The following is a 25,305-nucleotide window of genomic DNA, read 5'->3' on the forward strand; positions in this document are numbered from 1 at the left end:
CTGCCTACATTGGTGTTTTATTTTGACAAACTCAACACTATTACAATTAAAAAAGGTGAGTTCGTGTTGTAAAAGCATGCCGTCTTAGTCACGGATCCTTGATCAGCATGGTAGCCTTAAACCTGTCAGAAGGAGTTTGTACAAAACTTCAAACCAATGTAGGCTTTTTTTATGACTAAAATAATATTGATACGATGGATGCAACAACACTTATTATTACAGGAGTAGTTGGTTTGGTTTTAGGATTTTTAGTAGCAAAACTAGTAGAAAAGAGCAAGGCGTCTAAACTAATTGCTAATGCAAAAAAAGAGGCTGCTTCTATACTTAAACAAGCAGAAGCAGAAGGAGAAAATATTAAAAAAGACAAGATTTTTCAGGCTAAAGAAAAATTTTTAGAGCTTAAAGCAGAGCACGAAAAAGTAATTCTCTCTAAAGAAAAGAAAATTGGTGAAATAGAGAAAAGAGCCAGAGATAAAGAATCTCAAATCTCTAATGAGCTTGCTAAACAAAAAAAGCTAAATAGCGAGGTAGAAGCTAAAATTAAAGACTACGATTACAGGCTTGATTATTTAGAAAAAAGACAAGCTGAATTAGATAAGCTTCACAAAAACCAAATTGAACAATTAGAGGTTATATCGGGTCTATCGGCAGAAGATGCAAAGGCGCAACTAATAGAATCGCTTAAAGCAGATGCTAAAAGTGATGCGATGACCTATATTCAAAAAACATTAGAAGAGGCTAAACTAACTGCACAGCAGGAAGCCAAAAAAATTGTAGTTAACACCATTCAACGTATAGGTACAGAAGAAGCAATAGAAAATTGTGTTTCTGTATTTAACTTAGAATCTGATGATGTTAAAGGAAGAATAATTGGTAGAGAAGGACGTAATATTAGAGCTTTAGAGGCTGCTACCGGAGTAGAAATTATTGTAGATGATACTCCGGAGGCAATTATACTTTCTTGCTTTGATTCGGTTAGAAGAGAAATAGCAAGATTATCACTTCACAGATTAGTAACAGACGGAAGAATACATCCTGCCAGAATAGAAGAGGTGGTACAAAAAGTTACTAAGCAAATTGAAGAAGAAATTATTGAAGTTGGAAAACGAACTGTAATAGATTTAGGAATTCATGGCTTACACCCCGAGCTTATTAAAGCTGTGGGTAGAATGAAGTACCGCTCTTCGTACGGACAAAACTTATTGCAACACTCAAGAGAAGTGGCTAAACTTTGCGGAGTAATGGCTGCAGAGCTTGGATTAAATCCTAAACTAGCTAAAAGAGCAGGATTGCTACATGATATAGGAAAAGTTCCGGATACAGAAACCGAAGTGCCTCATGCTATCTTAGGAATGGAATGGGCAGAAAAATATGGAGAGAAACCGGAAGTTTGCAATGCAATTGGTGCTCACCATGATGAGATAGAAATGAAAACTTTATTAGCGCCTATTGTTCAGGTTTGTGACGCTATTAGTGGTGCTCGTCCGGGCGCAAGAAGACAGGTGTTAGACTCTTACATTCAACGCTTAAAAGATTTAGAAGATATTGCTTTTGGGTTTACAGGAGTTAAAAAAGCTTATGCAATACAAGCCGGAAGAGAGCTTAGAGTTATTGTAGAGAGTGAGAAAGTAAGTGATGATAAGGCAGCTGAACTATCATTTGAAATTTCTCAAAAAATCCAAAAAGACATGACCTATCCCGGTCAGGTAAAAGTTACAGTAATTAGAGAAACAAGAGCTGTAAATGTTGCTAAATAGACTATATAAATAAGGATAAAAAAAACCGGCAATTTTGCCGGTTTTTTTATTTAATAAATTCTATAAATTTTTAAGTTTTTTGAGTTTAGCTTTCCAAATGCCTAATGACTCTTTGTGGCGCTCAATATTTTTCATTACTTCTTGCACCACCGGATTACTTTCGTCTGCATTAATAAACTCTAAATTATTTTCTAACTGTCGTATTTCGTTTTTAACTTCATCAATCTTACGTTTAATAAAAATACGCTCATTATCTATTAAACGTTCATCTTCTGCATTAGATAATTGCTCTATTCTGTTGCCGTATTTTAAAAGCTCTGCCTCTTGTTTGCTTAAATTCATTTTTTTGCACAGAGCATCAATAATTTTATAGAACTTGGCATCTATACTTCGTTTATTGTACGGCACTTTACCAAAGGTTCCCCACTCTTCAATAAAGCCTTTAACAGTTTCTAGATTTTTATCTTTATCATCAGAAAGTTCATAGCTTTTAAGGTTGTCTAAGAAAGCTTTTTTCTTTTCAAAAGCTTCATATTCTTCTTTATTAGCTTCTTTCTTTTGAGCATGATACCTGTCAAAATAATGATTACAAGCCGCCTTAAAATCATTCCAAATTTTATCGGAATATTTTCTCGGAACGTGGCCAATATTTTTCCAATCGGCTTGTATTTTTTTCATTATTGGGGTAGTTTCTTCCCAATCCTCACTGTCTTTAAGAGACTCGGCTATTTTAACCAATTCTAACTTTTTCTCTAAATTTTCTTGTTGTGCTTTTTTAAGGCTTTTATAAAAAGCATTTTTGTTTCGGTTAAAAGCTCTTACAGCCTCTTTAAAAGCAGCCCATGTTTCTTCGTTTACGTGTTTTGGAACCCTTCCGGCTTTAAAGAAAGCTTCTCTAAGCTCTTCTATATCTTTAATTTGTTGTTGCCAACCATTATGATTGTTAGCTGGATTGGCTGTAATTTCTTGAATTTTTTGAATGATTTCTTGTTTCTTCTCTAAGTTTGCTTCATAAACTTTATCTAAGTTTTTAAAATACTCTTGCCTTTTTTTATGAAGCTCTTTTGTTATAGCGCTAAACCTATTCCAAACATCTTCGCGATGCTCTCTATCTACAGGGCCAATATCTTCTTTCCAGATTTTATGAAGCATTTGTAACTCTCTAAATGCTTTCATAACATCTTCTTCATCTAAAAGCGCTTTAGCTCTTTCAATAAGCTTTTCTTTTTCTTCTAAATTTCGTTTAAAATCTAAATCTCTTAAATCTCTGTTTAAATCTAAAAAGTCATAAAAACGCTCTACATGATGGTGGTAGGTTCTCCAAACATCGTTGTAATTTACTCTTGGAATTGGACCCGCATTACGCCACCTATCTTGTATTTCTTTAAAGTGCTTATAAGTGGTATTTATATTTTCTTCTACGTTAATAAGCCCTTTAAGCTCTTCTATTATTTCTAAACGTTTAGCAAGATTTGCTTTTAAGGTTTGCTCTAAGTTTTTATAGTACTGGTGACGTTTTTCTTTATATTCTTTATAAATTTTGTTGAATCTGGTTTTTAATGGAGAAGAAAAGTGAAAATCTATTTCGTTGCCACCTTCATTTATAAACTCTTCTTTTTTCTCTTCCAGTAACTCTTGAAACTTTAAGTCGAACTCATATTTAATGGTGTCAACGTGGTTTTTTATAGCTTGAACCTTTTGAGTTTTTAATAAATGTTCGAGCTCTTGAATAAGCTCGTCCATATTCATAGCATGATAATCCGGCATAGGTATTTCGTGCCGTTTATGATTTTCTTCATCTTCGGCATCTTCAGCATTAGAAGAGTCTATCTCATTTTGCACATCGTCCCCTTTGTTTTCTGAAGCATCTTCTGTTGAGTCTGGCATTGGGGTTTTGCTGGTTTCTTCTTGAGTACTATTTACTGCTTCTTCTTGTCCTTCTGCCTCTGGCAGGTTATCATTTTTTTCTTCTAACATCTATACAATGTTTAAGGTTCACTGTTTCAATGGGAAAGATACTAACAACTGATTAAATGGCAAAACTTTTTGAATAGTTGGCCTGGATAGGGCTAAGAAAATTTAGCTATTCCAGATTTCCCAGGCTTTTTCTGCTTGATTTATTAGCATAGCTAAACCATTTACTGTTGTAGCTCCTTTTAACTTTCCTTCTTTTAAAAAAGCAGTTTCTTCAGGATTATAAATTAAATCAAAAAGTAAATGATCTGAAGATATAAACTGATATGGAATATTGGGTTTTTTTAAAATATCAGGATAAGTACCTAGAGGTGTGCAGTTAATTATTACGGTATTTTGCTCTATAATTTGTTTGGTAAGTTGTTGATAGTTAATACAATTAGATTTTCTTGTACGACTTACCTGAGTGAAGTTTATATTGTTTTGCTGTAACACATAACAAATTGCTTTAGCAGCACCACCGGTTCCTAAAACCAATGCGTTTTTATGAGATGGTTTTAAATAAGATTCAATTGCTTTATAAAATCCGTATGAATCTGTATTAAAACCTTTTAACCCTTTGTTTGTAATTTTAATAGTATTTACAGCACCTATTTTAGCTGCTTGCTCATCTAAATCATCTAAAAAAGGAATTACAGCTTCTTTATACGGTATGGTTACATTTAAGCCTTGTAAATTGGGATTTTCTGATAAGATTTGTTGAAAATGAGCAATAGCATCAATATCAAAATTTACATATTGGTGGTCTTGTAAATTTAGCTCTTTAAACTTATTGGTAAAATAGCCTTTAGAGAAAGAATAATCTATATTTTTACCAATAAGGCCAAATAGTTTAACCGACTTTTTTTGTTCGTTTTCCATACCAGTCTAAAGCCAAAACTATTAAAATTCCAACAACAATAAACAACACCGCCCACCAAGTTTCTTGATTAGATACATCTGGCCAATAGCGCTGGTAGTTTTGAATGATTTTATTGCCGTTAGAGTCTAAAATAAAACTACCATCTTGTGCTGTTTTATAAATTGTTTTTTTCCAGGGCCATACCACGCCTAAAGACCCCGAAATAAAACCTATTATTAGGGCAGTTGTAATATTTTTAAAATGCTTTAGAACGTAATTTAGCAAATGCGATAGGGTTACTAACCCAGTGGCAGAACCCAAGGTAAATACAGCAAGAATTTTTAATTTTTCTATACGATCCGGATCTTTAATAAAATCAAAATCACCACTAAAAACATCAGCGAATGTATCATATAGAGCATTTACAGAATCAACTAAAAGCAACACGTAATTACCTAAAAGTATAAGAATAAAAGAACCGGATAAACCGGGGAGCGTCATTCCGGAAACACTTATAATTCCACAGAAAAAAACAAAAATTAGGTTGTTGTTTTCTTTTGCCGGATTTAAAAAACTTATAGAAATTCCTACTACAATGCCTGTAATAAGTGCAATAATTGTTTTTTTATTCCAATGGTTAAAGTCTTTTGCTATGTAGTAAATAGATCCTAATATCATTCCAAAAAAAGCGGCCCAAACAAAAAGCTCTTTCTTTTGAATGAAATAGTCTAAAATTTTAGAAACGCTAAAATAGCTAATTAGCATTCCGAGTATTAAAAGACCTAAAAAACGAGCATTTGTATATTGAAAAAAGCTTTTAAACCTGCCATTTATTAAAAGTTTAAATGCTTTTAAATTTATTTTTTGAAGTGAATAAATAAATTCTTCGTAAAAGCCGGCAACAAAAGCAACAATTCCGCCAGAAACTCCGGGAACTTTGTTAGCTGCACCCATAGCTAACCCCTTTATAATTAAGAAGATTTTATCCTGAAACGTCCTGTCACTATTCATTACCTTCTTTTTTTTGTGCTAGTTTTTCTAAAATAACAATTGTTAAAAAACCAACAAGAGCCAACACAATAGCACTTAGTAATTGGCTGTCTCCTTGAAATTGAAACGGAGAAATACTTTCTTCTTTTAGCACTATTTCTTTGCCGGCAATAATTTTAGTTTCTAATACCTTTTTCCAAGGCCATATTTTGTTAAGTGAGCCTAAAATAAAACCTGTGAGTAGTGCTAAGGTGGTGTTTGGGAAATTATTAAATAACCACTTTAACACTCTAGAAAAACTTAGTAAACCAAAAACAGCACCTCCGGCTAAAATTGATAAGGTTTTAAAATCAAAATCATGAGTAGCGTCAGACACCACTTTGTAAGCGCCTAAAAGTACAAGTATAAATGCTCCGGAAATACCGGGTAAAATCATTGCACAAATTGCCAGTGCGCCACATAGAAAAAGAAAATAAGGGCTGCTATTGGTTGCTAAAGGAGGTAGTGTAGTTATGTAATAGGCTATAAAAGCGCCTAAAATTAATGCAGCAACAAGTGTAAAATTCCATTTTTTTATTTGCTTTCCAACAAAGAGTATACTTGCTAACACCAATCCAAAGAAAAAGGCCCAAAGTAATATTGGATGATTTTCTAGCAACCATTTTACTAAGCGCATTAGCGTGAAAAAGCTTATTAAAATACCACTTAAAAGTGTTGCAAGAAAATTACCGTTTATGTGTTTCCAGGCTGCTAGAATGCCATGGTTTCGCAATATTTTTAGTGCTTGTAAATTAATATTGTTTATAGAAAGTATTAGCTCTTGGTATATGCCAGATATGAAGGCAATTGTACCACCAGATACCCCAGGGACCACATCGGCAGCACCCATGGCGATACCTTTAAGCAAAACAATAAAGTAATCTAATAGCGTTCTGTTTGCCATACTTTTTGTTAAAAACAGCCACAAAAGTAGGCAAATTTAAGCTGAAGTATTTTTAAAATCTGTTATAATATTCTTAATTGAAGGTCTGGTGTAAATTGTTGGAAATTTATTTTTTAAAATTTGATGCTTTGTAAAGTTAGTGCGTAGGGCATTTTTTAAGTGAAATTTTCCTTTTAAAGCATCAGACATTAAATAGTAAACACCAGCCAATCTGTACTCTATATCTGCATTTTCCGGGTAAAATTCTATAGCTTGTAATAGTGTATGAACGGCATCTTTGTATTCTCCCAGTTTAACTAATATATCTGCCCAAGAAATCCAAGTGTCTAACTCATAATTACCAAGTTCTACAGCCTTTTGGTATGCTATATCTGCTTCTTCGTAAAAATGTAGTTTTTTGTTTATTTCTGCACTTCGTTTCCAGTAAAGCACATTTTCTGTATCTATACTAATGGCTTTGTTAATGTAGTAAAGGGCTTTTTGATAATTTTCTTGACGATAGTAAAAATCTGTAATGGCTGTCCATCCTTTATCTAATAAAGGATCTTCATGAACTGTTTTGTAGTAGTATTTTTTAGCTAAATCAAAGTTGCCTAATTTTTCGTGACATTTACCAATTCTTAAATAAGCAAATGATGTAGGATCGTCTAGAGAAAGAGTTATTTCGTAATTTTCTATAGCCTCATTATACCTGCCTAATCGCTCTAAAACTTTTCCTTTTTCTAAATACGCACCTATAAAAGTATCATCAGAAATAATGGCAAAATCAAAAGCAGTAAGTGCCTCTTTAAACATTTTTTTGGTAAAGTATTGTTTGCCTAATTGATGCCAAGCAACTTCACAATACGGATTACTGTCTATATAAATGTTTAAATAATCTATAGCACCATCATTATCTTCAAGAAAATCAAAACAATAAATAACATTATAAAGTGCGGTATAATCTTCTTTGTCTATTTCTAAACACTTCATAAAGTATTCTTTAGCCGACTCATAATCTTCTAAAAACAAATACTCCATACCGATTAAGGTATAAACATCTGCCGGATCTTCAGAAACGGCTAATGCCAATTTTAAAAACTCAATAGCATCTAAATGTTGGTCTTGTTTAGAAAGAATGTTGGCTCGTTGAATGTAAATTTCTTCGTTAGAGGCTTCGATTTCTTGTAGTTGATCAAGAAGCTCATCGGCTTGGTCAAATTTATTCTCAAAAACAAGAATTTCAACCCTTAGCAATCTAAGCTCTATTGAGGTTGGATGCTGACTTAACCCTATGTTTAAGGCTTTTTTAGCCAACGATATTTTTCCGATGTTTAAGTAATGGTGAATTATTTGCTCAAAATCTTCTGCATCAAAAAAATACACATCGTTTGTTTTGAGCATTGATTCAAATTTTGAAAGGGGTAAATTGTTGTCTGCACCAGAGTTAAGAAGCATAGGCAATCGGTTAGATTTCTATGTAATTAAAATTAAAATTTGATTAGATACCTTTGGGGTAAATCTCTTATTGTTATTAACAAATTAGTTAACAGGTTTAGTATACACTTCGTCTAAAGTTTCTAACAAGATGTTACAGCCTTTTAAAATTTCTTCTTCAGAAATGGTTAAAGGAGGAGTAATTCGTATTGCTTTCGGTTCAAATAAAAGCCAAAATAAAATGAGTCCTTTTTCTTGACAGCGCAAAATAACCTTGTTTACTAATTCTGCATTGTCTAACATTACGGCAAGCATTAAACCTTTACCTCTAATTTCTTTAATTAGAGGGTGTTTTAAGTGAGTTCTGAATAGTTTTTCTTTTTTTAAAGTATCTTTTATTAATGAGGTAGTTAATAGCTCTTTTAGGGTTTGTAAAGCTGCAGCTGCAATAACAGGATGCCCGCCAAATGTGGTTATATGACCCAATTTAGGGTTGTTTTTTAATAAAGCCATAAGCTCTTGCGATGCTGTAAAAGCACCAATTGGCATACCACCACCCATACCTTTACCCATAACCAAAATATCGGGGGTTACGTTATAGTTCATAAAACCAAAAAGCTTACCGGTTCTACCAAATCCGGGTTGTATTTCGTCTAAAATCAATAGCGCACCAACTTCTTGGCAACGTTGTTTAACTTTTGCCAAATAATTGTTTTGGGGCTCAATAAAACCTGCACCTCCTTGGATAGTCTCTAAAATTACTGCTGCTGTTTTGTGGGTTATTTTGCTTAAATGAGCTTCCTTATTAAATTCTATAAAGGAAACGCCGGGCAGTAGTGGTCTGAAAGCTTGTTTGCGTTCTTCAAAACCCATAACGCTCATAGAACCCATTGTATTACCATGGTAAGCTTTTTTTGCAGCAATTATTTGATGTCTGCCTGTAGCTCTCTTAGCTAATTTTAAAGCGCCTTCTATGGCTTCTGTGCCTGAGTTAACCAGATAGGTAGTTTTTAACGAGGGCGGTAAATTTTCAGCCAAAAGTTTTGTGAGTTCTACAGCTGGTTTTTGCACATATTCTCCGTACACCATTACATGCATATATTGCTGAGCCTGTTGGTGTATGGCTTCTACAATTTTAGGGTGCGAATGGCCTAAAGTACATGCAGACACACCTGCAACAAAATCAAGATATTCTTTTCCGGTATTATCGTATATAAAGCTTCCTTTGGCATGTGAAACTTGCATTGCTAAAGGATGCGGTGTAGTTTGCGCTTGGTATGTAAAGAAATCTTCTTTCAACTTTTTAATTACCGGTTTTACTATCTTTCTTTTTTAAAGGTTTTTTGGTAAGGGTGGCCTTGTTATTTAACTTTTGAGGTGGCTTGTTTTTGGTTGGAGTATTGTTATTGCTTGGTTTGTTTATATGATTTTTTTGATGTTCTAATTCTTCGGTTTCTATGTCTATTGGGTTGTCTATTCCTCTAATTTTAACCAGTTTAATATTGTTATCGTCTTCATCAAAAATATCTTCTTTACTTTTTATTTGCTCATCGCCTCGCCAAATAAATCCTCTTAACTTTCTGGCATTTTCAGGAAAATCTTCTTCAGGCAAAATTTCTCCATCAACATTAGTAATGAAATTAATTTTTACTATTTGGTTGTCAGACAGTGTCATTTTAATGGCACTGCACTTACTTTTATTTATACCAACAAGGTTGTTTTCATCATTATACATGTAATAAATAACTTCTGTGTTTTTTACTACATCTACATATTTAAGCTCGTTATCTATAAATCTTCCAAAAAGGTCTTTTCCTTTTATTTGATTAAAGCCATCTTTGCTTAAGGTATCTTTTTGAATTATAAATGCATTATTTAGCACTTTCAGAGAGTCTAATTTTTCTGTTTTTAAATTAGATACTAAATGAATACTATCTCCGGTCATTTGGTTTTCTCCAGACCAAATAATAGGGGTTTTAATTAGTTGGGTTACTCCTGTTTTTTGATCAAAATGAATAGAGTCGCATTTACCACTTAAATCGGTTTTATAAAATTTAGCATTGTTAAAAGCTCTCAAAATTCTGTGTTCCGGTTTTCCGGTAACCATAAGTTTATCTGCATGAATGTACATAGAGTCTTGCTCTATAACGTTTATGGCTACTGCTCTTTTGGTTATAACTGCAGAATCTTTGGCTTTGTAAATTTCTCCGTAATGACCTCTAATAACCCCTTTATTTAAAGTGTCTATGATTTTAATATTGTTTGTTGCCGAAGCAAATTCTGTTGCTTTTTCAAAGTATAAACTGTCGCCATATATTTCACGATTGCTGTAGTCTATTCGTGAATTTTTCACAAAATACCCAAACTCATCTTGAGTATCATAAAAACCTCTTTCACAATATACTTTATAATCTTTTCCGGTTATGATAGATGGGCCGTACAAATAGGCATGTTTTGTTGTTGTGTAATAGTCTAATTGTTCTGATTCTAAAACGTAATCCGGATGGGTAATAGTTACGGCTGTTTTAAATTGATATTTTTTTGATTGGGTAAAATAGCGTCCCTTTTCGCTGGTTAATACATTTACAGAATCTCTTATAGTGCCAAAACTATTGTAATAAGCTTGCTGAATTTGTCTGTCAAAATAAAGGGTATCTGTAGTTAAGGTCATGTCTGGATTCATAAGGGTTACCCCATCTCGTGCAGTAGCTAATTTGGTGTTACCGTTATATTCTATATAGCCACTACGCATTTGTAAAGAGTCTCCTTGAACAAACCTAACGTTACCGTAAGCTCTTACTCTGTTTTCTTTTTGGTAAAAGATTGCCAAATCACAAAAAAGGTCGGCCCCTTCATGTTGAAACTGTACTTGTTTGTGGTCTTTACTAAAAATGCTTGCCCCCGGATATTTTACTTCGTCTTTTGTAAAGTTTCCACCGTGCGGAATAAGAATTTGGGTTTTTTCTTGAGCCAAGGCAAAATCAAAAAAGACGATAAAAAATGCTAATAAGTATGTTATACGAATATTGCTCATAGTAATAGCAAAATTACTCTATTTAGTAGGCAAGATAACAGTTGCTACCTATGAATAGTTTGCGTTCTATCCGGCCCTACCGATACTATTTTTATAGGAACCTGAATTTCTTGTTCTAAAAATGCTATATAATCATTTAATTCTGTAGGTAAATCATCTGCACTTGTTAGTTTTGTTAGGTCTTTATCCCAGCCTTTTAAAGTTGTATATATTGGTGTTACATTATGGCTTTCTATATTGTATGGTAAGTGCGTTATGGTTTTACCACGATAGTTATAGGCCGTACACACTTTAATTTCTTTAAAACCACTTAACACATCGGCTTTCATCATCATTAATTGGGTAACACCGTTTATTTGCACGGCATATTTTAAAGCTACCAAATCTAACCATCCGCAACGTCTTGGTCTTCCTGTAGTAGCACCAAATTCATTGCCCACTTTAGCCATTGTTTTACCATCTTCATCAAATAGCTCGGTAGGGAAGGGGCCACTACCAACACGTGTGGTATATGCCTTAAAAATACCCAGCACCTCATTAATACTGGTTGGTGCAACGCCTAATCCGGTACATGCACCTGCTGCAGTTGTGTTAGATGATGTTACAAAGGGGTACGTACCAAAATCTATATCTAACAAAGAACCTTGTGCACCTTCGGCAAGAATAGTTTTACCTTCTTTTTGGGCATTATGTAAATACTCCTCGCTATCTATAAAAGTTAATTTTTTTAGTGTTTCTACACCTTCAATAAATTCTTCTTCAAGCTCTTTTAAGTTATACTGTACATCTACATTATAAAAAGAAATCATAGCTTCGTGCTTATTGGCTAATGCACGGTATTTTTCTTTCCAATCAGGCAGCTCTAAATCTCCAACTCTTATACCGTTTCTGCCGGTTTTATCCATATAAGTAGGACCAATACCTTTTAAAGTAGAACCAATTTTTGCTTTGCCTTTAGCTGCTTCACTAGCTGCATCTAATAATCGGTGTGTAGGTAATATTAAATGCGCTTTTCTAGAAATTAGCAGTTTACTACTAATATCTATATTAAATTTAGCAAGGTTATCTAATTCGCGTTTAAAAATTACCGGATCTATTACTACCCCGTTCCCAACTATATTTATGGCATTTTCATGAAAAATACCTGAAGGAATTGTATGCAGTACATGTTTTATGCCATCAAACTCTAAGGTATGCCCGGCATTCGGGCCTCCTTGAAATCGTGCAATAATGTCGTAGTTTTTAGTGAGAACGTCTACAATTTTACCTTTACCTTCGTCTCCCCATTGTAGACCGAGTAGCAAATCGACTGCCATAATTTTTTAGTGTAGATTATTAGTTGTTGTCTTTGTCTTCTGTATTGTTTTTTGTGCCGTAAAAGTATAAAGAATGATTGTGAATCTTGATATTAAATACCTCTTCTATAGTTTTTTTAATGGATTGAATTCTTGGGTCGCAAAATTCCATAACCTCTCCGGTGTCGGTAAGTATTACATGGTCGTGCTGCCTATCAAAATACGATTTCTCGTATTGAGCCTGATTTTGCCCGAATTGATGCTTTCTAACTAAGTTAGATTCAAGCAAAAGTTCTATGGTGTTATATAGCGTGGCTCTACTAACACGATAGTTTTTATTTTTCATTTTTATATACAACGACTCAATATCAAAATGATCATCGCTGTTATAAATTTCTTGAAGAATGGCATATCTCTCAGGAGTTTTTCTGTGCCCGTTTTCTTCTAAAAACTTAGTAAATACGTTTTTAACTATTTCTTGATTCTTGTCGTTCCCCATATTTTCGGTTCACAATTTTGGCTTACAAATGTAGTTTAAATTCGGGTTATTTTCTCTATCCCGTTTATTTTCTTTAGGTTCTGTATAAGTTTTTTAAGTATAGTATTGTTTTTAACCTCTACAGTAATTTTTCCTTTAAATACACCTCCATCTGTATCAAAACTAATGTTTTTCATGTTTACGTGCATGTTGTTAGAAATTACCTTGGTTACATCGCTAACTAAACCAAGGTTATCTATACCTTGTAGTTGTATTTCGGCTGTAAATTCTTGTTGTGTAGAGTCTATCCACTTAGCTGGTATTATTCTGTATGCGTAATTAGACTGAAGTGCAATGGCATTCGGACAGTTTTTTTTGTGTACTTTAATTCCGTCTGTTACGCTAATAAACCCAAATACATCATCACCCGGAATCGGGTTACAACAATTAGCCAGCTTATAATTAAGTCGCTCTTCTTCTTTCCCAAATACTAATAAATCATATTTAGAAGTAATTTCTTCCTTATTAATTTCTTCAGGAGGGGGCGATTTTCTAATTCTATTTTTAAAGAAATTTAAGAAAGCATTATTGTGTGTAGCAGCAAAGTCTTTGAGCATTTTGTTATCTATAGAGCCAATGCCAACTCTGTAAAACAAATCTAAACTGGTTTTTAGTTTAAAGTAGCTAACCAGATTGTTTACGGTTTTTTCATTGAGTTCTATTTTTAAATGCTTAAGCTTTCTGCGAAGAATTTCTTTACCGTCTTCTGCAATACGCTTTTTCTCTTCTTTTAACGACGATCTAATTTTAGAGCGTGCCTTTGCAGTAGTAGCGTAATTAAGCCAGTTAGCAGTTGGTTTTGTGTTTTCTGAGGTAATAATTTCTACTCTATCTCCACTCTTAAGCTCATGGCTAAGCGGAACCAGCTTGCCATTTACTTTGGCGCCTCTGGTTTTTAAACCAACTTCTGTATGAATTGAAAATGCAAAGTCTAAAGGAGTTGCCCCTTTTGGCAGCGATTTTAAATCGCCCATTGGAGTGAAAACAAAAATCTCTTTAGAGTATAGGTTAAGTTTAAATTCTTCAACAAAATCTACAGCATTTCCTTCAGAATTTTCAAGTGCTTCTTGTAAACGGTTAAGCCAGTCTTCAATACCAACTTCTTTTTGTGTACCATGTTTGTATTTAAAGTGAGCTGCATAGCCTTTTTCGGCTATTTCATGCATACGTTCACTACGTATTTGCACTTCTACCCATCTGCCTTTGGGGCCTACAACGGTTATATGTAATGCTTCGTATCCGGTTGATTTAGGAGATGAAATCCAGTCGCGTAATCTTACAGGGTTAGGCCTAAAGTGATCGGTTACGATAGAGTAAATTTTCCAGGCTAAAAACTTTTCGTTTGCGGGGTCTGATTTATAAATAATCCGAATAGCAAATTTGTCGTAAACCTCATCATAGCTCACATTCTGAGCTTTCATTTTTCGTCTTATAGAATAAATAGATTTGGTACGACCTTTAATTTCGTATTCCAGACCTTCTTTATCAAGACTTTCTTTAATAACGTTGGCAAACGATTGTATGTAGGCTTCTTGCTCTTCTTTACTTTCTTCTACTTTGCTTAAAATGTCGTTATATACTTCGGGCTCTGTATATTTTAATCCTAAGTCTTCTAATTCTGTTTTAATATTGTAAAGTCCAATTCTGTGTGCAAGTGGAGCGTAAATGTAGAGTGTTTCTGAAGCAATTTTAACCTGTTTATGCTCCGGCATAGAATCCATGGTTTGCATATTGTGCAAACGGTCTGCTATTTTAATAATAATTACCCTTATATCGTCATTAAGGGTTAATAACATTTTTCTAAAATTCTCTGCCTGTAGAGAAATATCGGTTTCTGTACTTAGATTAGATATTTTTGTAAGCCCGTCTACAATTCTTGCAATTGTTTCGCCAAACATTCGCTCTATGTCCTCAAGCGTATATTCGGTATCTTCTACTACATCATGCAACAAAGCAGCAGCAATAGAGGTGGCATCTAAGCCAATTTCTGAAGCAACAATACGAGCTACAGCGATAGGATGAAAAATGTAGGCTTCACCAGATTTTCTACGCTGATTTTTATGGGCATCTACAGCCACATCAAAAGCACTACGAATAAGTTTTTTATCTTCTTTAGTTAACGTCTGATAACTTATTCGTAAGAGCTCTTTGTATTGTTTTTTGAGCTCTTTGTTTTCTTGCTCTATTTGGGCTTCGGTAAGCATATTTTAAATGTAGTATAATCTTTTGTACTAAACAACTAATTAACGTCCTTTAAGTTTTTAATACGTTGCCATAAAGTTGGGTGAGAATAATGTACAAAAACGTATGCTTTATGCGGAGTCAGGTTGCTTAAACTGTTTTTTGAGAGTTTTTTTAGAGCCGAAATTAAAGGTGCTGCTTTATAGGTTTCTTTAGCATAATTGTCTGCTTGATATTCAAATTTTCGCGATAAGTAATTCATTGCCAGCCCGGTTAGTTCTGATATGGGACTGTATAAAATTCCGAATGCTATTAGCGCTACATGAAAACTTGGTGTACTTACGCCTAATGCTAACGATAATGTAGGGCTATTTACAAAGATTGCTAATAAATAGAGCATTATTCCGGTTAACAAAACAGAGGCTATTAGATTATAAATTATATGATTTTTTTTGTAATGCCCGACTTCGTGTGCTAAAACGGCAACAATCTCATCTTCTTCTAAATCATTCAGTAAAGTATCATAAAGTGTAACTCTTTTTTCTTTACCAAAACCAGAAAAATACGCATTGGCTTTTGTAGATCTTTTAGACCCATCTATTACAAAAATGTTGTTTAATGTAAAACCAACTTTATTGGCATATTCTTTAATAGCTTCTTTAAGGCTTCCCTCTTGCAAAGGGGTTTGTTTGTTAAATAATGGTACAATGAGTTTACTGTAAAAGAGATTCATAAAAACGGTGAAAACCGTGATAACTATCCAAGCATAAAGCCAAAAATTCTGACCTGCTTTTTCATAAAACCAAACAATTGCAGCTAGCAAAAATCCTCCTAAAAGAGCCATTAATACCCAGCCTTTAATTTTATCTAAAATGAATGTTTTTAAGGTGGTTTTGTTAAAGCCAAAACGTTCTTCAATAACAAAAGTGTTATAGTATGAAAAAGGTAAGCTCACAATGTCGGCACCAATCATTATAACACCAAAGAAAATGAGTGCGATTAGAATATTATTATCAGCGTAGCTTCTTGCTATAGAATCTACCCACTCAAATCCGTCTAAAAAGAAAAATAATAGTGTAATTAGTAAACTAAAGGTGCTAGATATCACACCAAATTTATACTTGGTTTTTTTGTAAGCTTGCGACTTTTTATAAGCTTCTTCATCATACACATCTTGCAATGCTTGCGGGATGGGATCGTTAAAATGTTTAGCATTTACGTAATCTAAAATTTGATCTACAATAAAACTTATTAGTAAAATGGTTATAATTACATAAAATAAAGTATCTGCACTCATAGGCTACTTAAAGTTACGTTGTCTTTTGGCTTCAAAAATAACAATTGCGGCTGCAACCGAAACATTCATAGAATCTATTTCTCCTTGCATTGGGATAATAATATTTTGTGATGCATTTTTAAGCCAATCTTCACTAAGTCCGGTTGCCTCTGTTCCAACAACAATGGCAGCAGCATCTTTAAAATTTTGAGTATAGTAAAGTGCAGATGCCGTTAGAGCTGTACAGTAAATAGGAATGTTTTGCTGTTTTAAAAAATTAATTACCTCTGTAGTTGTACCTGTTGCAATTGTATTTGTAAATAAACAACCAACGCTAGAACGCACAATATTAGGATTGTACAAATCGGTTTTTGGGTTTGCTATTATTACAGCATCTAAATTTGCCGCATCTGCTGTTCGTAATAATGCTCCAATATTTCCGGGTTTTTCAGGAGCTTCTGCAACTAAAACCAAAGGATTTTTATGCTTAAAGGTAAGCTCAGATAAATTGTGGTTTTTGCTATTGGCAATTGCTATTACTCCTTCTGTAGAGGTTCTGTAGGCTATTTTTTTATAAACAGCTTCAGAAATGGTAACTACATTGCTTGTAGTAGTTTGTTTTAAAAGTTTAGCTACAGCACTTGTATTGGCAACAGATTCACAATACAATAAAGTGTTTACGGTATAAGCACCTTTTAGTGCAAGTTGTATTTCTCTAATCCCTTCAATTATAAATAATCCGCTTTTTTTTCGTGCCCGAGATTTTTCTTGAAGCTGAAGAACTTGTTTTATTAGAGGGTTTTGAGTACTGGTTATTTGCATAGTTTAATAGCAATTAAGTGCAAATGTAATTTATATTTTTTGCTCTATCTAAAGCATTTTAAGGTGTGGTAATATAAAAAGAGCGTAACACTTCTGTTACGCTCTTAAAATAGTTGTTATGTTAGTTGCTTTATTCTCTGCTATATTTTTCCATGTATCGTTTCCATAGTTTAGTTTGATGTGTTTCTAAACTAATTTCACGACCTTGTATAAAAGCATGTGTTACAATATTGGTGCGCATATCTAAAGCATCACCTTCAGAGATAAATAGGGTAGCATCTTTGCCGGTTTCTAATGTTCCGGCAATATCATCTATACCAATAATTTTTGCTGCATTTTCTGTTATAAGCTGCACAGCTTTTTCTTTATCTAAACCATAAGCAGCGAATGTACCTGCATAAAATGGAAGATTTCTTGTATTCATTCGTTCCATTGATCCGCTAGGTTCTATACCAACCAATATACCCTGGTCTGAAAGTTCTTTGGCTAACATAAAAGGTAGTTTTACATTATCATCTTCTCTTGGAGGCAGTCTGTGAGGCCTGCTAAGTAAAACAGCAACATTATGTTTTTTTAATAAAGAGGCAACTTTATAAGCATCATTTCCTCCAACAATTACTAAATTATTAATACCAATATCAGACATTGCATTAACTGCATCGGTAATTTCACGTTCTCCTTGCGTATGTACAAAAAGCTTTTGCTTACCATTAAATAATCCAGCTACAGCTTCAAAAGGTAAGTTTTTACTTTTTTGATTTCCTTTTAAATAAGCTTTTGCATTTTTTAAGAAAGAAACTAATTCGGTTACTTGATCTGAGTACTTATTGTTTGGTTTAAGTCCTGGATCTTCGCCAAGCCACCATCTTCCTCTTGTAAAACTATTAGGCCAATTAACATGAATGCCGTTATCTATTTTTAAGGCCGCATCTTCCCAGTTCCAGGCATCTAATTGCACTACAGACGATGAACCTGAAATTCTGCCACCTCGTGGAGTTATTTGTGCCATTAAAACGCCATTAGGACGCATACTTTCTACAATTTTAGACTCGGCATTGTACGCAATTAAGCTTCTAATGTGAGGGTTGTACATACCAATCTCTGCATCGTCATCGGTTGCTCTTACAGCATCTATTTCTACTAAACCTAAGGTGCTGTTAGCAGCAATAAAGCCGGGATAAACATGCTTTCCTGTTGCATTTATTACTCTGTTAAAATCTGATTGGTTTACGCCGGTTTGTGCACCAACATATGTTAATTTTCCGTTGTTAAATCCAATAGCACTATTCTCAATTACTTGTCCGTTGCCAATGTGAGCAGTAGCCCCTATAATTAAGATGCTTTCATTTTGTGCCGGAGCAGGAGTTTGTTGTGAATAAGCAATAGTAACAAAGGCTAAAAACGCTCCTAATATGTTGTATATTTTAGTTTTCATTTGTTCCGAGATTTAAAGTGAATCACAGTGTAAAAGTTCTTTTTCTTTTTTCTTAGGGGGTTGAGTTTTCATCCCTTTGTTTTTGGCTTTAATCATTTTATTGATTAGCTCATTACGCTCTTTTTCTATTTCTTTCTCCATTTGTTTCATTTGCTCATAATCATAGTAAATTTTACCTTCTATGATTGTTTTTTCGGCAATTGCATAAATAGACATTGGGTGATCATTCCATAAAACTAAATCGGCATCTTTACCAACTTTTATACTACCAACACGATCATCAATTCTTAATAGTTTTGCAGGATTTATGGTAACAAATTTCCATGCTTCTTCTTCAGAAACACCACCATACTTTACAGCTTTAGCAGCCTCTTGATTAAGTCTTCTAGACATCTCGGCATCATCAGAATTTATAGCTACAGTAACACCTTGGCTATGCATTATTGCTGCATTAAATGGTATAGCATCGTTTACTTCGTATTTGTAAGCCCACCAATCAGAGAAGGTAGAGCCACCAACACCGTGTTCTCTCATTTTATCGGCTACCTTATAACCTTCTAAAATGTGAGTAAATGTGTTTATATTAAATCCAAAGCGTTCTGCAACTTTCATGAGCATGTTAATTTCACTTTGAACGTACGAGTGACAAGAAACAAAGCGTTTTTTATTTAAGATTTCAGAGATAACTTCCATCTCTATATCTTTTCTGTACGGCTTTCCGCTCTTTTTAAGCTCATCGTACTCTTTTGCTCGCTGAAAATAATCAACAAAAACTTGTTCAACACCCATTCTGGTTTGTGGAAATCTGCTAAAGCTTTGCCAGTTAGATTGTTTTACATTTTCTCCTAAGGCAAACTTTATAAACTTTGGTGCATTTTTAAATAGTAAACCGTCCGGGCCTTCACCCCATTTTAGTTTAATAATTGCCGATCGGCCACCAATTGGGTTGGCAGAACCGTGTAAAATTTGAATAGTAGTAACACCACCCGAAAGGTTTCTATAAATATTTATATCGTCAGGGTCTATTGCATCTTCTATAGTTACTTCTGCAGAAGAGTTATGACCGGCTTCGTTAATACTTGATGCAGCAATGTGAGAGTGCTCATCTATTATACCTGCTGTTAAATGTTTTCCGGTAGCATCTATAACTTTAGCAGAAGCATCAGATAAGTTTTTACCTATTTTGGCTATTTTACCATTTTTAACAAGTACGTCTGTGTTCTGCAAAATTCCTTCATCTTCACTAGTCCAAACAGTTGCATTTTTAAACAATAATGTTTGTTGTTGAGGTTTGTTTTTAAACCCATAGGCAAGGTTAGGGTAGGTTACAGGTACTACCTCCGGTTTAGTATCTTCTTTTGTGGTTTTCTTGTTGGTTTTAGAATCTGAATCTGATTTTTTAATAGCATTCCAACTTATAGTTGAACCATTTGTGAGAACTCCGGAACCGGTTAAGTTATCAGAGCTTTTTGTTACCGGAGCAGAAAGCCTAACAAACTCTGTTTTTTCTTCGTTTATAGGAGTGTAAAAAATAGTAACCCAGCCATTTTTATATTCAATTTTAGAAGCAAGCTCAGTAGAGTCTTGCATTATTTTAGACTTAGGTTTTTCTATGCTTCCAGTTAATGACAAAGAAAGTTGCTTTCCTGCCACGTTTAATGTATAATCACCACGAATATCTTTTGTATTCATATTGGTAATTACATATCTATTCCCGGCAACCCAGTTTTCGTAAAGCGTTGTTTTCTCATCAAAAATATCACCAGATGTAATTAAAAAGTTAGCATAAGCTCCATTTTTTAAAGAGCCAATCTCATTACTTTTTCCTAATAGTTGCGCAGGAACTGTTGTTAAGGCTTCTAGAGCTTTTGTTTTATCTAAACCGTACTCTATAGCTTTTAGTAAATTACTTTTAAATGCTGAGGTGTTTTTTAAATCGGCTGTAGTAAGCGCAAACGTTATGTTGTTTTTTGCTAATTGAGCCGGATTTGTTGGTGCTTGATTCCATTTACGCATATCTGCTAAACTAACTTTAGTAGCTTGGTACGGGTCTGTAACATCATATGCATTCGGGAAATTTAACGGAATAATGTACTTGGCATTGGTTTTTTTAATCTCATCAATTCTTTCGTATTCATCACCACCACCTTTAATAATCCAATCTACCTTAAGCTCATCAGCAATTTTATCGGCTCTTAAATCATTTAATTTTCCATTTGCTTCAATAATTTGAGGCAAGTTTTTGTTTTTTAAGTAAGCCTCTATTGATAAGTCTTTGGTTTTAGAAGCTCCTGTGGCATACCATTGGGCATCATAATGAAACTGACGTAGCAACGCCATAGCACCCATTATAGATGTTGGATAGCTTTGATTAGAGGTAACACTTTTTCTAAATGACAAATGCTGAGCCGCATTTTGATCTAAAATTCTCTCGGCATTATCACTATCAGGCTTTAAAGCAACCAGAACACTTGTCCCTCTAATTATACCATCTTTAATATGTGCATTAACAACACCAAAGCCAGATTTGAGTAAGTTTTCTGCTTCTTTGCTGTTGTACTTAAATTTTTCTATAGCTTGATTCTCCGGCATTACGTGGTCATTCCAGTAATACCCCTCACGAGTTGGTTCGTATTGAGGCGATCTTCCTCCTCCGGGTTTTCGCTTAGGTTGCTCTACTCCAAAACCGGAATAAAGTTCAATAAATGAAGGGTAAATGTGTTTACCGTTTAAATCTATAACTACTGCATTTTCAGGAATAGAAACAGATGTGCCGGTGGCCACCACTTTACCGTTTTGAATAAGTAAAGTACCATTGTTAATTACTTGTGTTGGGGTAACGTAAATGGTTGCATTTGTAAATGCAGTGTAATTGTTGTTCTCATTGGCTTTTACGCCGTCGTTTTTTGGGAAATACTCTTGAGAAAATACAGAGAAACTACACCAAAACATGGTGAGTAACCAAAGAAGTTTTTTCATGATTATAAGTGTTGATTAATTAGCTATCTAAAGGTAAAGGTTACGTATTAAAAAACGGTTAGGTTATGATTTTTTTAACATTTAAAGCGGAGTGTCTTTAAAATAATTAACCAAAAGCGATACTACATAACGATAGCTTTTTAACCCGTCTTTTTGCTGATTAGCTTTTAAAAATATGTTATAGGTTTTTTTAAATGCCGGCTCTGCTGCATTCCTGTAACGTTTCCAGAACTCACTAACTTCTATATAGTTTTTTATAATCCCCGGATTAATTTCACTGTTAAGTTTCTCGAACATTACATTATCTCGTTGCTTCACTTCACCCAAACAATATCTGAGTATGTAGGCATAAGCAGCATATTTAAAATAAGGATCCGGATTGTTTTTGGCAGCTAAAAAACCTATAAAATTAGCCTCGTTTTCTGCAGAGTAACCCAGTTGGTGCGCAACTTCATGGCAGCTAACCATTGGAAATTTAAAATCTAATGGCAAGCCATTTACATGCGCCTCATTTGTAAACGGGTTTAAGTAACCGCTGTAGCCCATATACGTTAAAGAAATACTGTACGACGAAGTTTTTATACTACTATAGTTATAGTTAAGTGTAGCAAAAGTTTTACTTATGCTGTCAAATCCAATAGGCGTTAGTTTATAAATGTAATTTTTACTGTAAGGGATGGTTACTTTATCTAACTTATTTGAGGCTAGCTTTAAATGTTCTTGATTGGTTTTTTTAATAAGCCTTTCTGTAAAGGCTTCAAGCTCAGAAAGCGTATAATCGTTTTTAATATTGAGGGTTTTGTACAAAGGTTGCCTGTAATAATTAAGCCCCCAGCATAAATGAAAAGTAAAATAGAGAATAGAAATAAGCATTAAAATATCTCTACCAAACAACAGTGGCTTTTTTATGATTTTTTTTCTGTTAACAATAACATGTCTGATAGCTAATACACCTGCAGCTGTATAAAAAATATCACCCATAGAGAAAGGAATCCACCCAAAAATAAATCGCATGCATTGCGATAAAAACAAATAGAGCCCATTACTGTAGTAGTCTTCTATAAATTGGGGGTATTGTGCCAATATTTTGACAACTATAATTTGTGGAAAAATAGAAAGCGCAAGTATTGTTTTTGCTCTATCATTCATCTGTCAAAAATAACCAAATAAATGGTATAATACTTTTCAATGCTTACTTTTGTGCAACTAAAAAAAATACGATGAATCAAGATATCCTTTCTTTAGAACCTAAATCTATTTGGAAAAACTTTGCAAAACTCAATGCTGTTCCCAGAGCTTCAAAAAAAGAAGAGAAAGTAATTGCTTTTATGGTAGCGTTTGGCAAGAGTCTTGGCTTAGAAACTATTACAGATAAGGTTGGGAACGTAATTATAAAAAAACCGGCAACTCCCGGAATGGAAAACCGTAAAACTGTAGTACTACAATCGCATTTAGATATGGTGCACCAAAAAAATGCCGATGTAAATTTTGATTTTGATACAGAGGGAATAAAAATGTATGTTGATGGAGACTGGGTAAAAGCAAAAGGAACCACTTTAGGTGCAGATAACGGACTGGGCGTTGCAACTATTATGGCAATTTTAGAAAGTAACGATATTGCGCATCCCCCAATTGAAGCACTATTTACCATAGATGAAGAAACCGGAATGACAGGCGCAATGGGCTTAGATGAGAATGTACTTAGTGGAGATATTTTACTGAATTTAGATACAGAAGAAGATGATGAGATAGATATAGGATGTGCCGGAGGAATAGATGTTACTGCCAAACGAACGTATAAAGAAGAACAAACCCCCGAAGGGACAATTGCTTATAAAATTACCGTTAAAGGTTTGCAGGGAGGTCATAGCGGTATGGATATTCATAAAGGGTTGGGGAATGCCAACAAAATTATGAATAGATTACTGTTTGACGGGTATGAGAATTTTGGACTTAGAATAGCTAAAATAGAAGGGGGAGGCCTCAGAAACGCAATACCGAGAGAGAGTTTTGCAGTAGTAGTTGTAGATAGCATTCAACATGATGCTTTTGTATTTGAGTTTAACCAAATGGCCGCTACTATTAAAAATGAACTTAAAACGGTAGAGCCTTCATTAACTATACATGCAGAAGTTACAGATTTACCAGAAAAAGTATTGGAGCTTGGTGTACAAGAGGGTATAACAAGAGCCATTTATGCTGCACATAATGGCGTATATGCAATGAGTAATGATATGCCCGACTTGGTTGAGACTTCTAATAACATTGCCAATGTACTAATTAAAGACGGTACCATTAAAGTGGGTTGTTTAACACGATCTTCTGTAGAGTCTGCTAAGTTAGATTTGGCTAATGCCTTACGAGCAGCTTTTGAGTTGGCCGGTTGCGAAGTTACCTTTAGCGGAAGCTATCCCGGATGGAAACCCAATGTAAATTCAGAAATATTACAAGTATTACAAAGCAATTACAAGAAGCTTTTTTCGCAAGAACCCAAAGTTGTGGCTTGCCATGCTGGGTTAGAATGTGGTATTTTAGGACAACATTATCCGGATATGGATATGATTAGCTACGGACCAACAATTAAAGGAGCACATTCTCCGGATGAACGCGTTAGTATCTCGTCTGTGCAAAAGTTTTGGAAGTTTACTAAAGAAATTTTAAACAATATTCCGGCTAAAAACTAATTAGAAAAGGCCTCAATTTTTGAGGCCTTTTTTTCTATTTGATTTTAACAATTTCTATATCAAAAATTAAATCGGCATTAGGTGGTACCGGTCCAAGACCATCTGTACCGTATCCTAAATGAGAAGGTATAAATAGTCTTGCTTTTTCACCTTCGCGTAATTGTAAAAGACCTTCTCTGAATCCTGCAATTAACTGAGCTTCGGGGCTGTAAAGCATAGTTACAGGATTGTAACCTCGCATTTGTTTTCTTACATGATTAAACTTATTATACTTTTTTGCTACCTCTTCAATATTTGTGTCAAAAAGTTTTCCATCATTAAAATAGCCAGCATATTTAACTAAAACCGATTGACCAATTTTAGGTTTGGTGTTTTCTGGTGCTTCTTTTAAATAATATATTTTTAAGCCAGATTCTAATTGTTTAGCAACTTTGCTTTGCTCTTGAGTTTCTTTAATAAACTCATTAAGCATATTTGTATAGGCTTTTATAGCTTTTTCTTCTTCTTCAAAATAATTAGAAAGTACTTTTACAGCATCAAATTTTTTAGCCTCTTTTCCTTTTCTAATTATTTCTACTCTTTTCATTACTACATCTTTAAGAGGCCTGTCTTTCTCATCTGTTTTAACATTGGCAATACTATCTACTACTTCTAATCCTTTAACTACCTCACCAAAAACAGTGTGCTTGCCATTAAGCCAAGGGGTTTGGGTGTGAGTTATAAAAAACTGGCTACCATTGGTTTTTGGTCCGGCATTTGCCATCGATAAAATTCCGGCTTTATCATGTTTTAAAGTGTCTACAATTTCGTCTTTAAATTTATATCCCGGGCTTCCACTTCCGGTTCCGGTAGGATCACCTCCTTGAATCATGAAATCTTTTATTACCCTGTGAAAAATCACTCCGTCATAGTATTTTTTGTCTTTATATTCTTCTTTTACAAAGGGATTGTTGCCTTCTGCTAACGAAACAAAATTAGCTACAGTAACAGGAGTTGCTTTATAGTGAAGTTTAACAACAATATCACCTTTGTTGGTTTGGATGTCTGCATACATTCCGTCAGATAAATCAGAATAACTAGACTTACACGATGCAAATAGTAAGATTAAAAGTGTATTAATTAGCAATAATTTTTTCATGG

The 25,305-nt window shown here is 34.1% G+C and carries 18 protein-coding genes and 1 other RNA gene; 3 read left to right on the forward strand and 16 right to left on the reverse strand.

All coding sequences use genetic code 11. The features are described 5' to 3' along the window. Nucleotides 1-29 precede the first annotated feature (29 nt). Together ssrS and rny are read left to right on the forward strand one after the other, a co-directional pair. Nucleotides 30-138, forward strand: a non-coding RNA gene (gene ssrS, locus ACZ5CF_RS06515) — 6S RNA. A gap of 56 nt (nt 139-194) precedes the next feature. Further along, complete coding sequence (gene rny / locus ACZ5CF_RS06520; RefSeq protein WP_464578362.1) at nt 195-1,757, forward strand: ribonuclease Y; 1,563 nt, start codon at nt 195-197, stop codon at nt 1,755-1,757. A gap of 60 nt (nt 1,758-1,817) precedes the next feature. Here rny and ACZ5CF_RS06525 read toward each other — a convergent pair whose 3' ends face one another. From ACZ5CF_RS06525 to ACZ5CF_RS06595, 15 genes are all read right to left on the reverse strand, one after another. Beyond that, the gene (locus ACZ5CF_RS06525; RefSeq protein WP_464578363.1) at nt 1,818-3,734 is read right to left on the reverse strand and encodes a DUF349 domain-containing protein; all 1,917 of its coding nucleotides are present in this window, start codon (nt 3,732-3,734) and stop codon (nt 1,818-1,820) included. 102 nt (nt 3,735-3,836) lie between these two features. Continuing rightward, the gene (locus ACZ5CF_RS06530; RefSeq protein ID WP_464578365.1) at nt 3,837-4,592 is read right to left on the reverse strand and encodes a shikimate dehydrogenase family protein; all 756 of its coding nucleotides are present in this window, start codon (nt 4,590-4,592) and stop codon (nt 3,837-3,839) included. After that, entirely contained in the window at nt 4,564-5,583 is a 1,020-nt protein-coding gene (locus ACZ5CF_RS06535) for a DUF368 domain-containing protein (protein ID WP_464578366.1), read from the reverse strand. The genes ACZ5CF_RS06530 and ACZ5CF_RS06535 overlap by 29 nt, the downstream gene beginning before the upstream one ends. Next, the gene (locus tag ACZ5CF_RS06540; protein WP_464578367.1) at nt 5,576-6,505 is read right to left on the reverse strand and encodes a polyprenyl-phosphate transporter; all 930 of its coding nucleotides are present in this window, start codon (nt 6,503-6,505) and stop codon (nt 5,576-5,578) included. The genes ACZ5CF_RS06535 and ACZ5CF_RS06540 overlap by 8 nt, the downstream gene beginning before the upstream one ends. A 36-nt stretch (nt 6,506-6,541) precedes the next feature. Next, complete coding sequence (locus ACZ5CF_RS06545; RefSeq protein ID WP_464578369.1) at nt 6,542-7,942, reverse strand: tetratricopeptide repeat protein; 1,401 nt, start codon at nt 7,940-7,942, stop codon at nt 6,542-6,544. An 84-nt stretch (nt 7,943-8,026) separates the two neighbouring features. Further along, nucleotides 8,027-9,220, reverse strand: a complete 1,194-nt coding sequence (locus ACZ5CF_RS06550) for an aspartate aminotransferase family protein (protein WP_464578371.1) — start codon at nt 9,218-9,220, stop codon at nt 8,027-8,029. A gap of 4 nt (nt 9,221-9,224) precedes the next feature. Beyond that, complete coding sequence (locus ACZ5CF_RS06555; protein WP_464578372.1) at nt 9,225-10,955, reverse strand: OstA-like protein; 1,731 nt, start codon at nt 10,953-10,955, stop codon at nt 9,225-9,227. Between the two features lie 44 nt (nt 10,956-10,999). Continuing rightward, nucleotides 11,000-12,271 (reverse strand): adenylosuccinate synthase, encoded by a 1,272-nt coding sequence (locus tag ACZ5CF_RS06560; RefSeq protein ID WP_464578374.1) that lies wholly within the window; start codon nt 12,269-12,271, stop codon nt 11,000-11,002. 19 nt (nt 12,272-12,290) lie between these two features. Further along, nucleotides 12,291-12,749, reverse strand: coding sequence for a Fur family transcriptional regulator (locus tag ACZ5CF_RS06565; RefSeq protein ID WP_464578376.1), 459 nt, complete (start codon nt 12,747-12,749; stop codon nt 12,291-12,293). A gap of 35 nt (nt 12,750-12,784) precedes the next feature. Beyond that, a complete protein-coding gene (locus ACZ5CF_RS06570; RefSeq protein ID WP_464578377.1) occupies nt 12,785-14,992 on the reverse strand; it encodes a RelA/SpoT family protein in 2,208 nt (735 codons plus the stop codon). Nucleotides 14,993-15,027: 35 nt separating this feature from the next. Beyond that, nucleotides 15,028-16,266 carry a M48 family metallopeptidase gene (locus tag ACZ5CF_RS06575; RefSeq protein WP_464578378.1) on the reverse strand — a complete coding sequence of 413 codons (1,239 nt, stop codon included), beginning with the start codon at nt 16,264-16,266 and terminating at the stop codon, nt 15,028-15,030. Nucleotides 16,267-16,269: 3 nt separating this feature from the next. Next, on the reverse strand, nt 16,270-17,067 hold the full coding sequence (locus ACZ5CF_RS06580; protein ID WP_464578379.1) for a TrmH family RNA methyltransferase: 798 nt from the start codon (nt 17,065-17,067) through the stop codon (nt 16,270-16,272). A gap of 130 nt (nt 17,068-17,197) precedes the next feature. Continuing rightward, entirely contained in the window at nt 17,198-18,502 is a 1,305-nt protein-coding gene (locus tag ACZ5CF_RS06585; protein ID WP_464578380.1) for an amidohydrolase family protein, read from the reverse strand. Between the two features lie 12 nt (nt 18,503-18,514). Next, a complete protein-coding gene (locus tag ACZ5CF_RS06590; RefSeq protein ID WP_464578381.1) occupies nt 18,515-21,481 on the reverse strand; it encodes an amidohydrolase family protein in 2,967 nt (988 codons plus the stop codon). An 81-nt stretch (nt 21,482-21,562) separates the two neighbouring features. Beyond that, the gene (locus ACZ5CF_RS06595) at nt 21,563-22,630 is read right to left on the reverse strand and encodes a DUF3810 domain-containing protein (protein ID WP_464578382.1); all 1,068 of its coding nucleotides are present in this window, start codon (nt 22,628-22,630) and stop codon (nt 21,563-21,565) included. A 71-nt stretch (nt 22,631-22,701) separates the two neighbouring features. On the opposite strand from ACZ5CF_RS06595, the gene ACZ5CF_RS06600 reads away from it, so the two are divergent. Continuing rightward, the gene (locus ACZ5CF_RS06600) at nt 22,702-24,165 is read left to right on the forward strand and encodes an aminoacyl-histidine dipeptidase (protein WP_464578383.1); all 1,464 of its coding nucleotides are present in this window, start codon (nt 22,702-22,704) and stop codon (nt 24,163-24,165) included. A gap of 34 nt (nt 24,166-24,199) precedes the next feature. Here the strand turns inward: ACZ5CF_RS06600 and ACZ5CF_RS06605 are convergent, their stop codons facing one another. Continuing rightward, nucleotides 24,200-25,303: a peptidylprolyl isomerase gene (locus ACZ5CF_RS06605; protein ID WP_464578384.1), complete on the reverse strand. Its 1,104-nt coding sequence runs from the start codon at nt 25,301-25,303 to the stop codon at nt 24,200-24,202. Nucleotides 25,304-25,305 lie beyond the last annotated feature (2 nt).

It is taken from the genome of Lutaonella thermophila (genome assembly GCF_055387725.1).

Excerpts from the sequence above, each read along its gene's own strand:
- ACZ5CF_RS06530 (WP_464578365.1), bottom strand. The coding sequence starts at position 4,592 with ATGGAAAACGAACAAAAAAAGTCGGTTAAACTATTTGGCCTTATTGGT.
- ACZ5CF_RS06590 (WP_464578381.1), bottom strand. The coding sequence starts at position 21,481 with ATGAAAAAACTTCTTTGGTTACTCACCATGTTTTGGTGTAGTTTCTCT.
- ACZ5CF_RS06535 (WP_464578366.1), bottom strand. The coding sequence starts at position 5,583 with ATGAATAGTGACAGGACGTTTCAGGATAAAATCTTCTTAATTATAAAG.
- ACZ5CF_RS06560 (WP_464578374.1), bottom strand. The coding sequence starts at position 12,271 with ATGGCAGTCGATTTGCTACTCGGTCTACAATGGGGAGACGAAGGTAAA.
- ACZ5CF_RS06570 (WP_464578377.1), bottom strand. The coding sequence starts at position 14,992 with ATGCTTACCGAAGCCCAAATAGAGCAAGAAAACAAAGAGCTCAAAAAA.
- ACZ5CF_RS06585 (WP_464578380.1), bottom strand. The coding sequence starts at position 18,502 with ATGAAAACTAAAATATACAACATATTAGGAGCGTTTTTAGCCTTTGTT.
- ACZ5CF_RS06595 (WP_464578382.1), bottom strand. The coding sequence starts at position 22,630 with ATGAATGATAGAGCAAAAACAATACTTGCGCTTTCTATTTTTCCACAA.
- ACZ5CF_RS06525 (WP_464578363.1), bottom strand. The coding sequence starts at position 3,734 with ATGTTAGAAGAAAAAAATGATAACCTGCCAGAGGCAGAAGGACAAGAA.
- ACZ5CF_RS06575 (WP_464578378.1), bottom strand. The coding sequence starts at position 16,266 with ATGAGTGCAGATACTTTATTTTATGTAATTATAACCATTTTACTAATA.
- ACZ5CF_RS06605 (WP_464578384.1), bottom strand. The coding sequence starts at position 25,303 with ATGAAAAAATTATTGCTAATTAATACACTTTTAATCTTACTATTTGCA.
- ACZ5CF_RS06540 (WP_464578367.1), bottom strand. The coding sequence starts at position 6,505 with ATGGCAAACAGAACGCTATTAGATTACTTTATTGTTTTGCTTAAAGGT.
- rny (WP_464578362.1), top strand. The coding sequence starts at position 195 with ATGGATGCAACAACACTTATTATTACAGGAGTAGTTGGTTTGGTTTTA.
- ACZ5CF_RS06545 (WP_464578369.1), bottom strand. The coding sequence starts at position 7,942 with ATGCTTCTTAACTCTGGTGCAGACAACAATTTACCCCTTTCAAAATTT.
- ACZ5CF_RS06565 (WP_464578376.1), bottom strand. The coding sequence starts at position 12,749 with ATGGGGAACGACAAGAATCAAGAAATAGTTAAAAACGTATTTACTAAG.
- ACZ5CF_RS06580 (WP_464578379.1), bottom strand. The coding sequence starts at position 17,067 with ATGCAAATAACCAGTACTCAAAACCCTCTAATAAAACAAGTTCTTCAG.
- ACZ5CF_RS06555 (WP_464578372.1), bottom strand. The coding sequence starts at position 10,955 with ATGAGCAATATTCGTATAACATACTTATTAGCATTTTTTATCGTCTTT.
- ACZ5CF_RS06600 (WP_464578383.1), top strand. The coding sequence starts at position 22,702 with ATGAATCAAGATATCCTTTCTTTAGAACCTAAATCTATTTGGAAAAAC.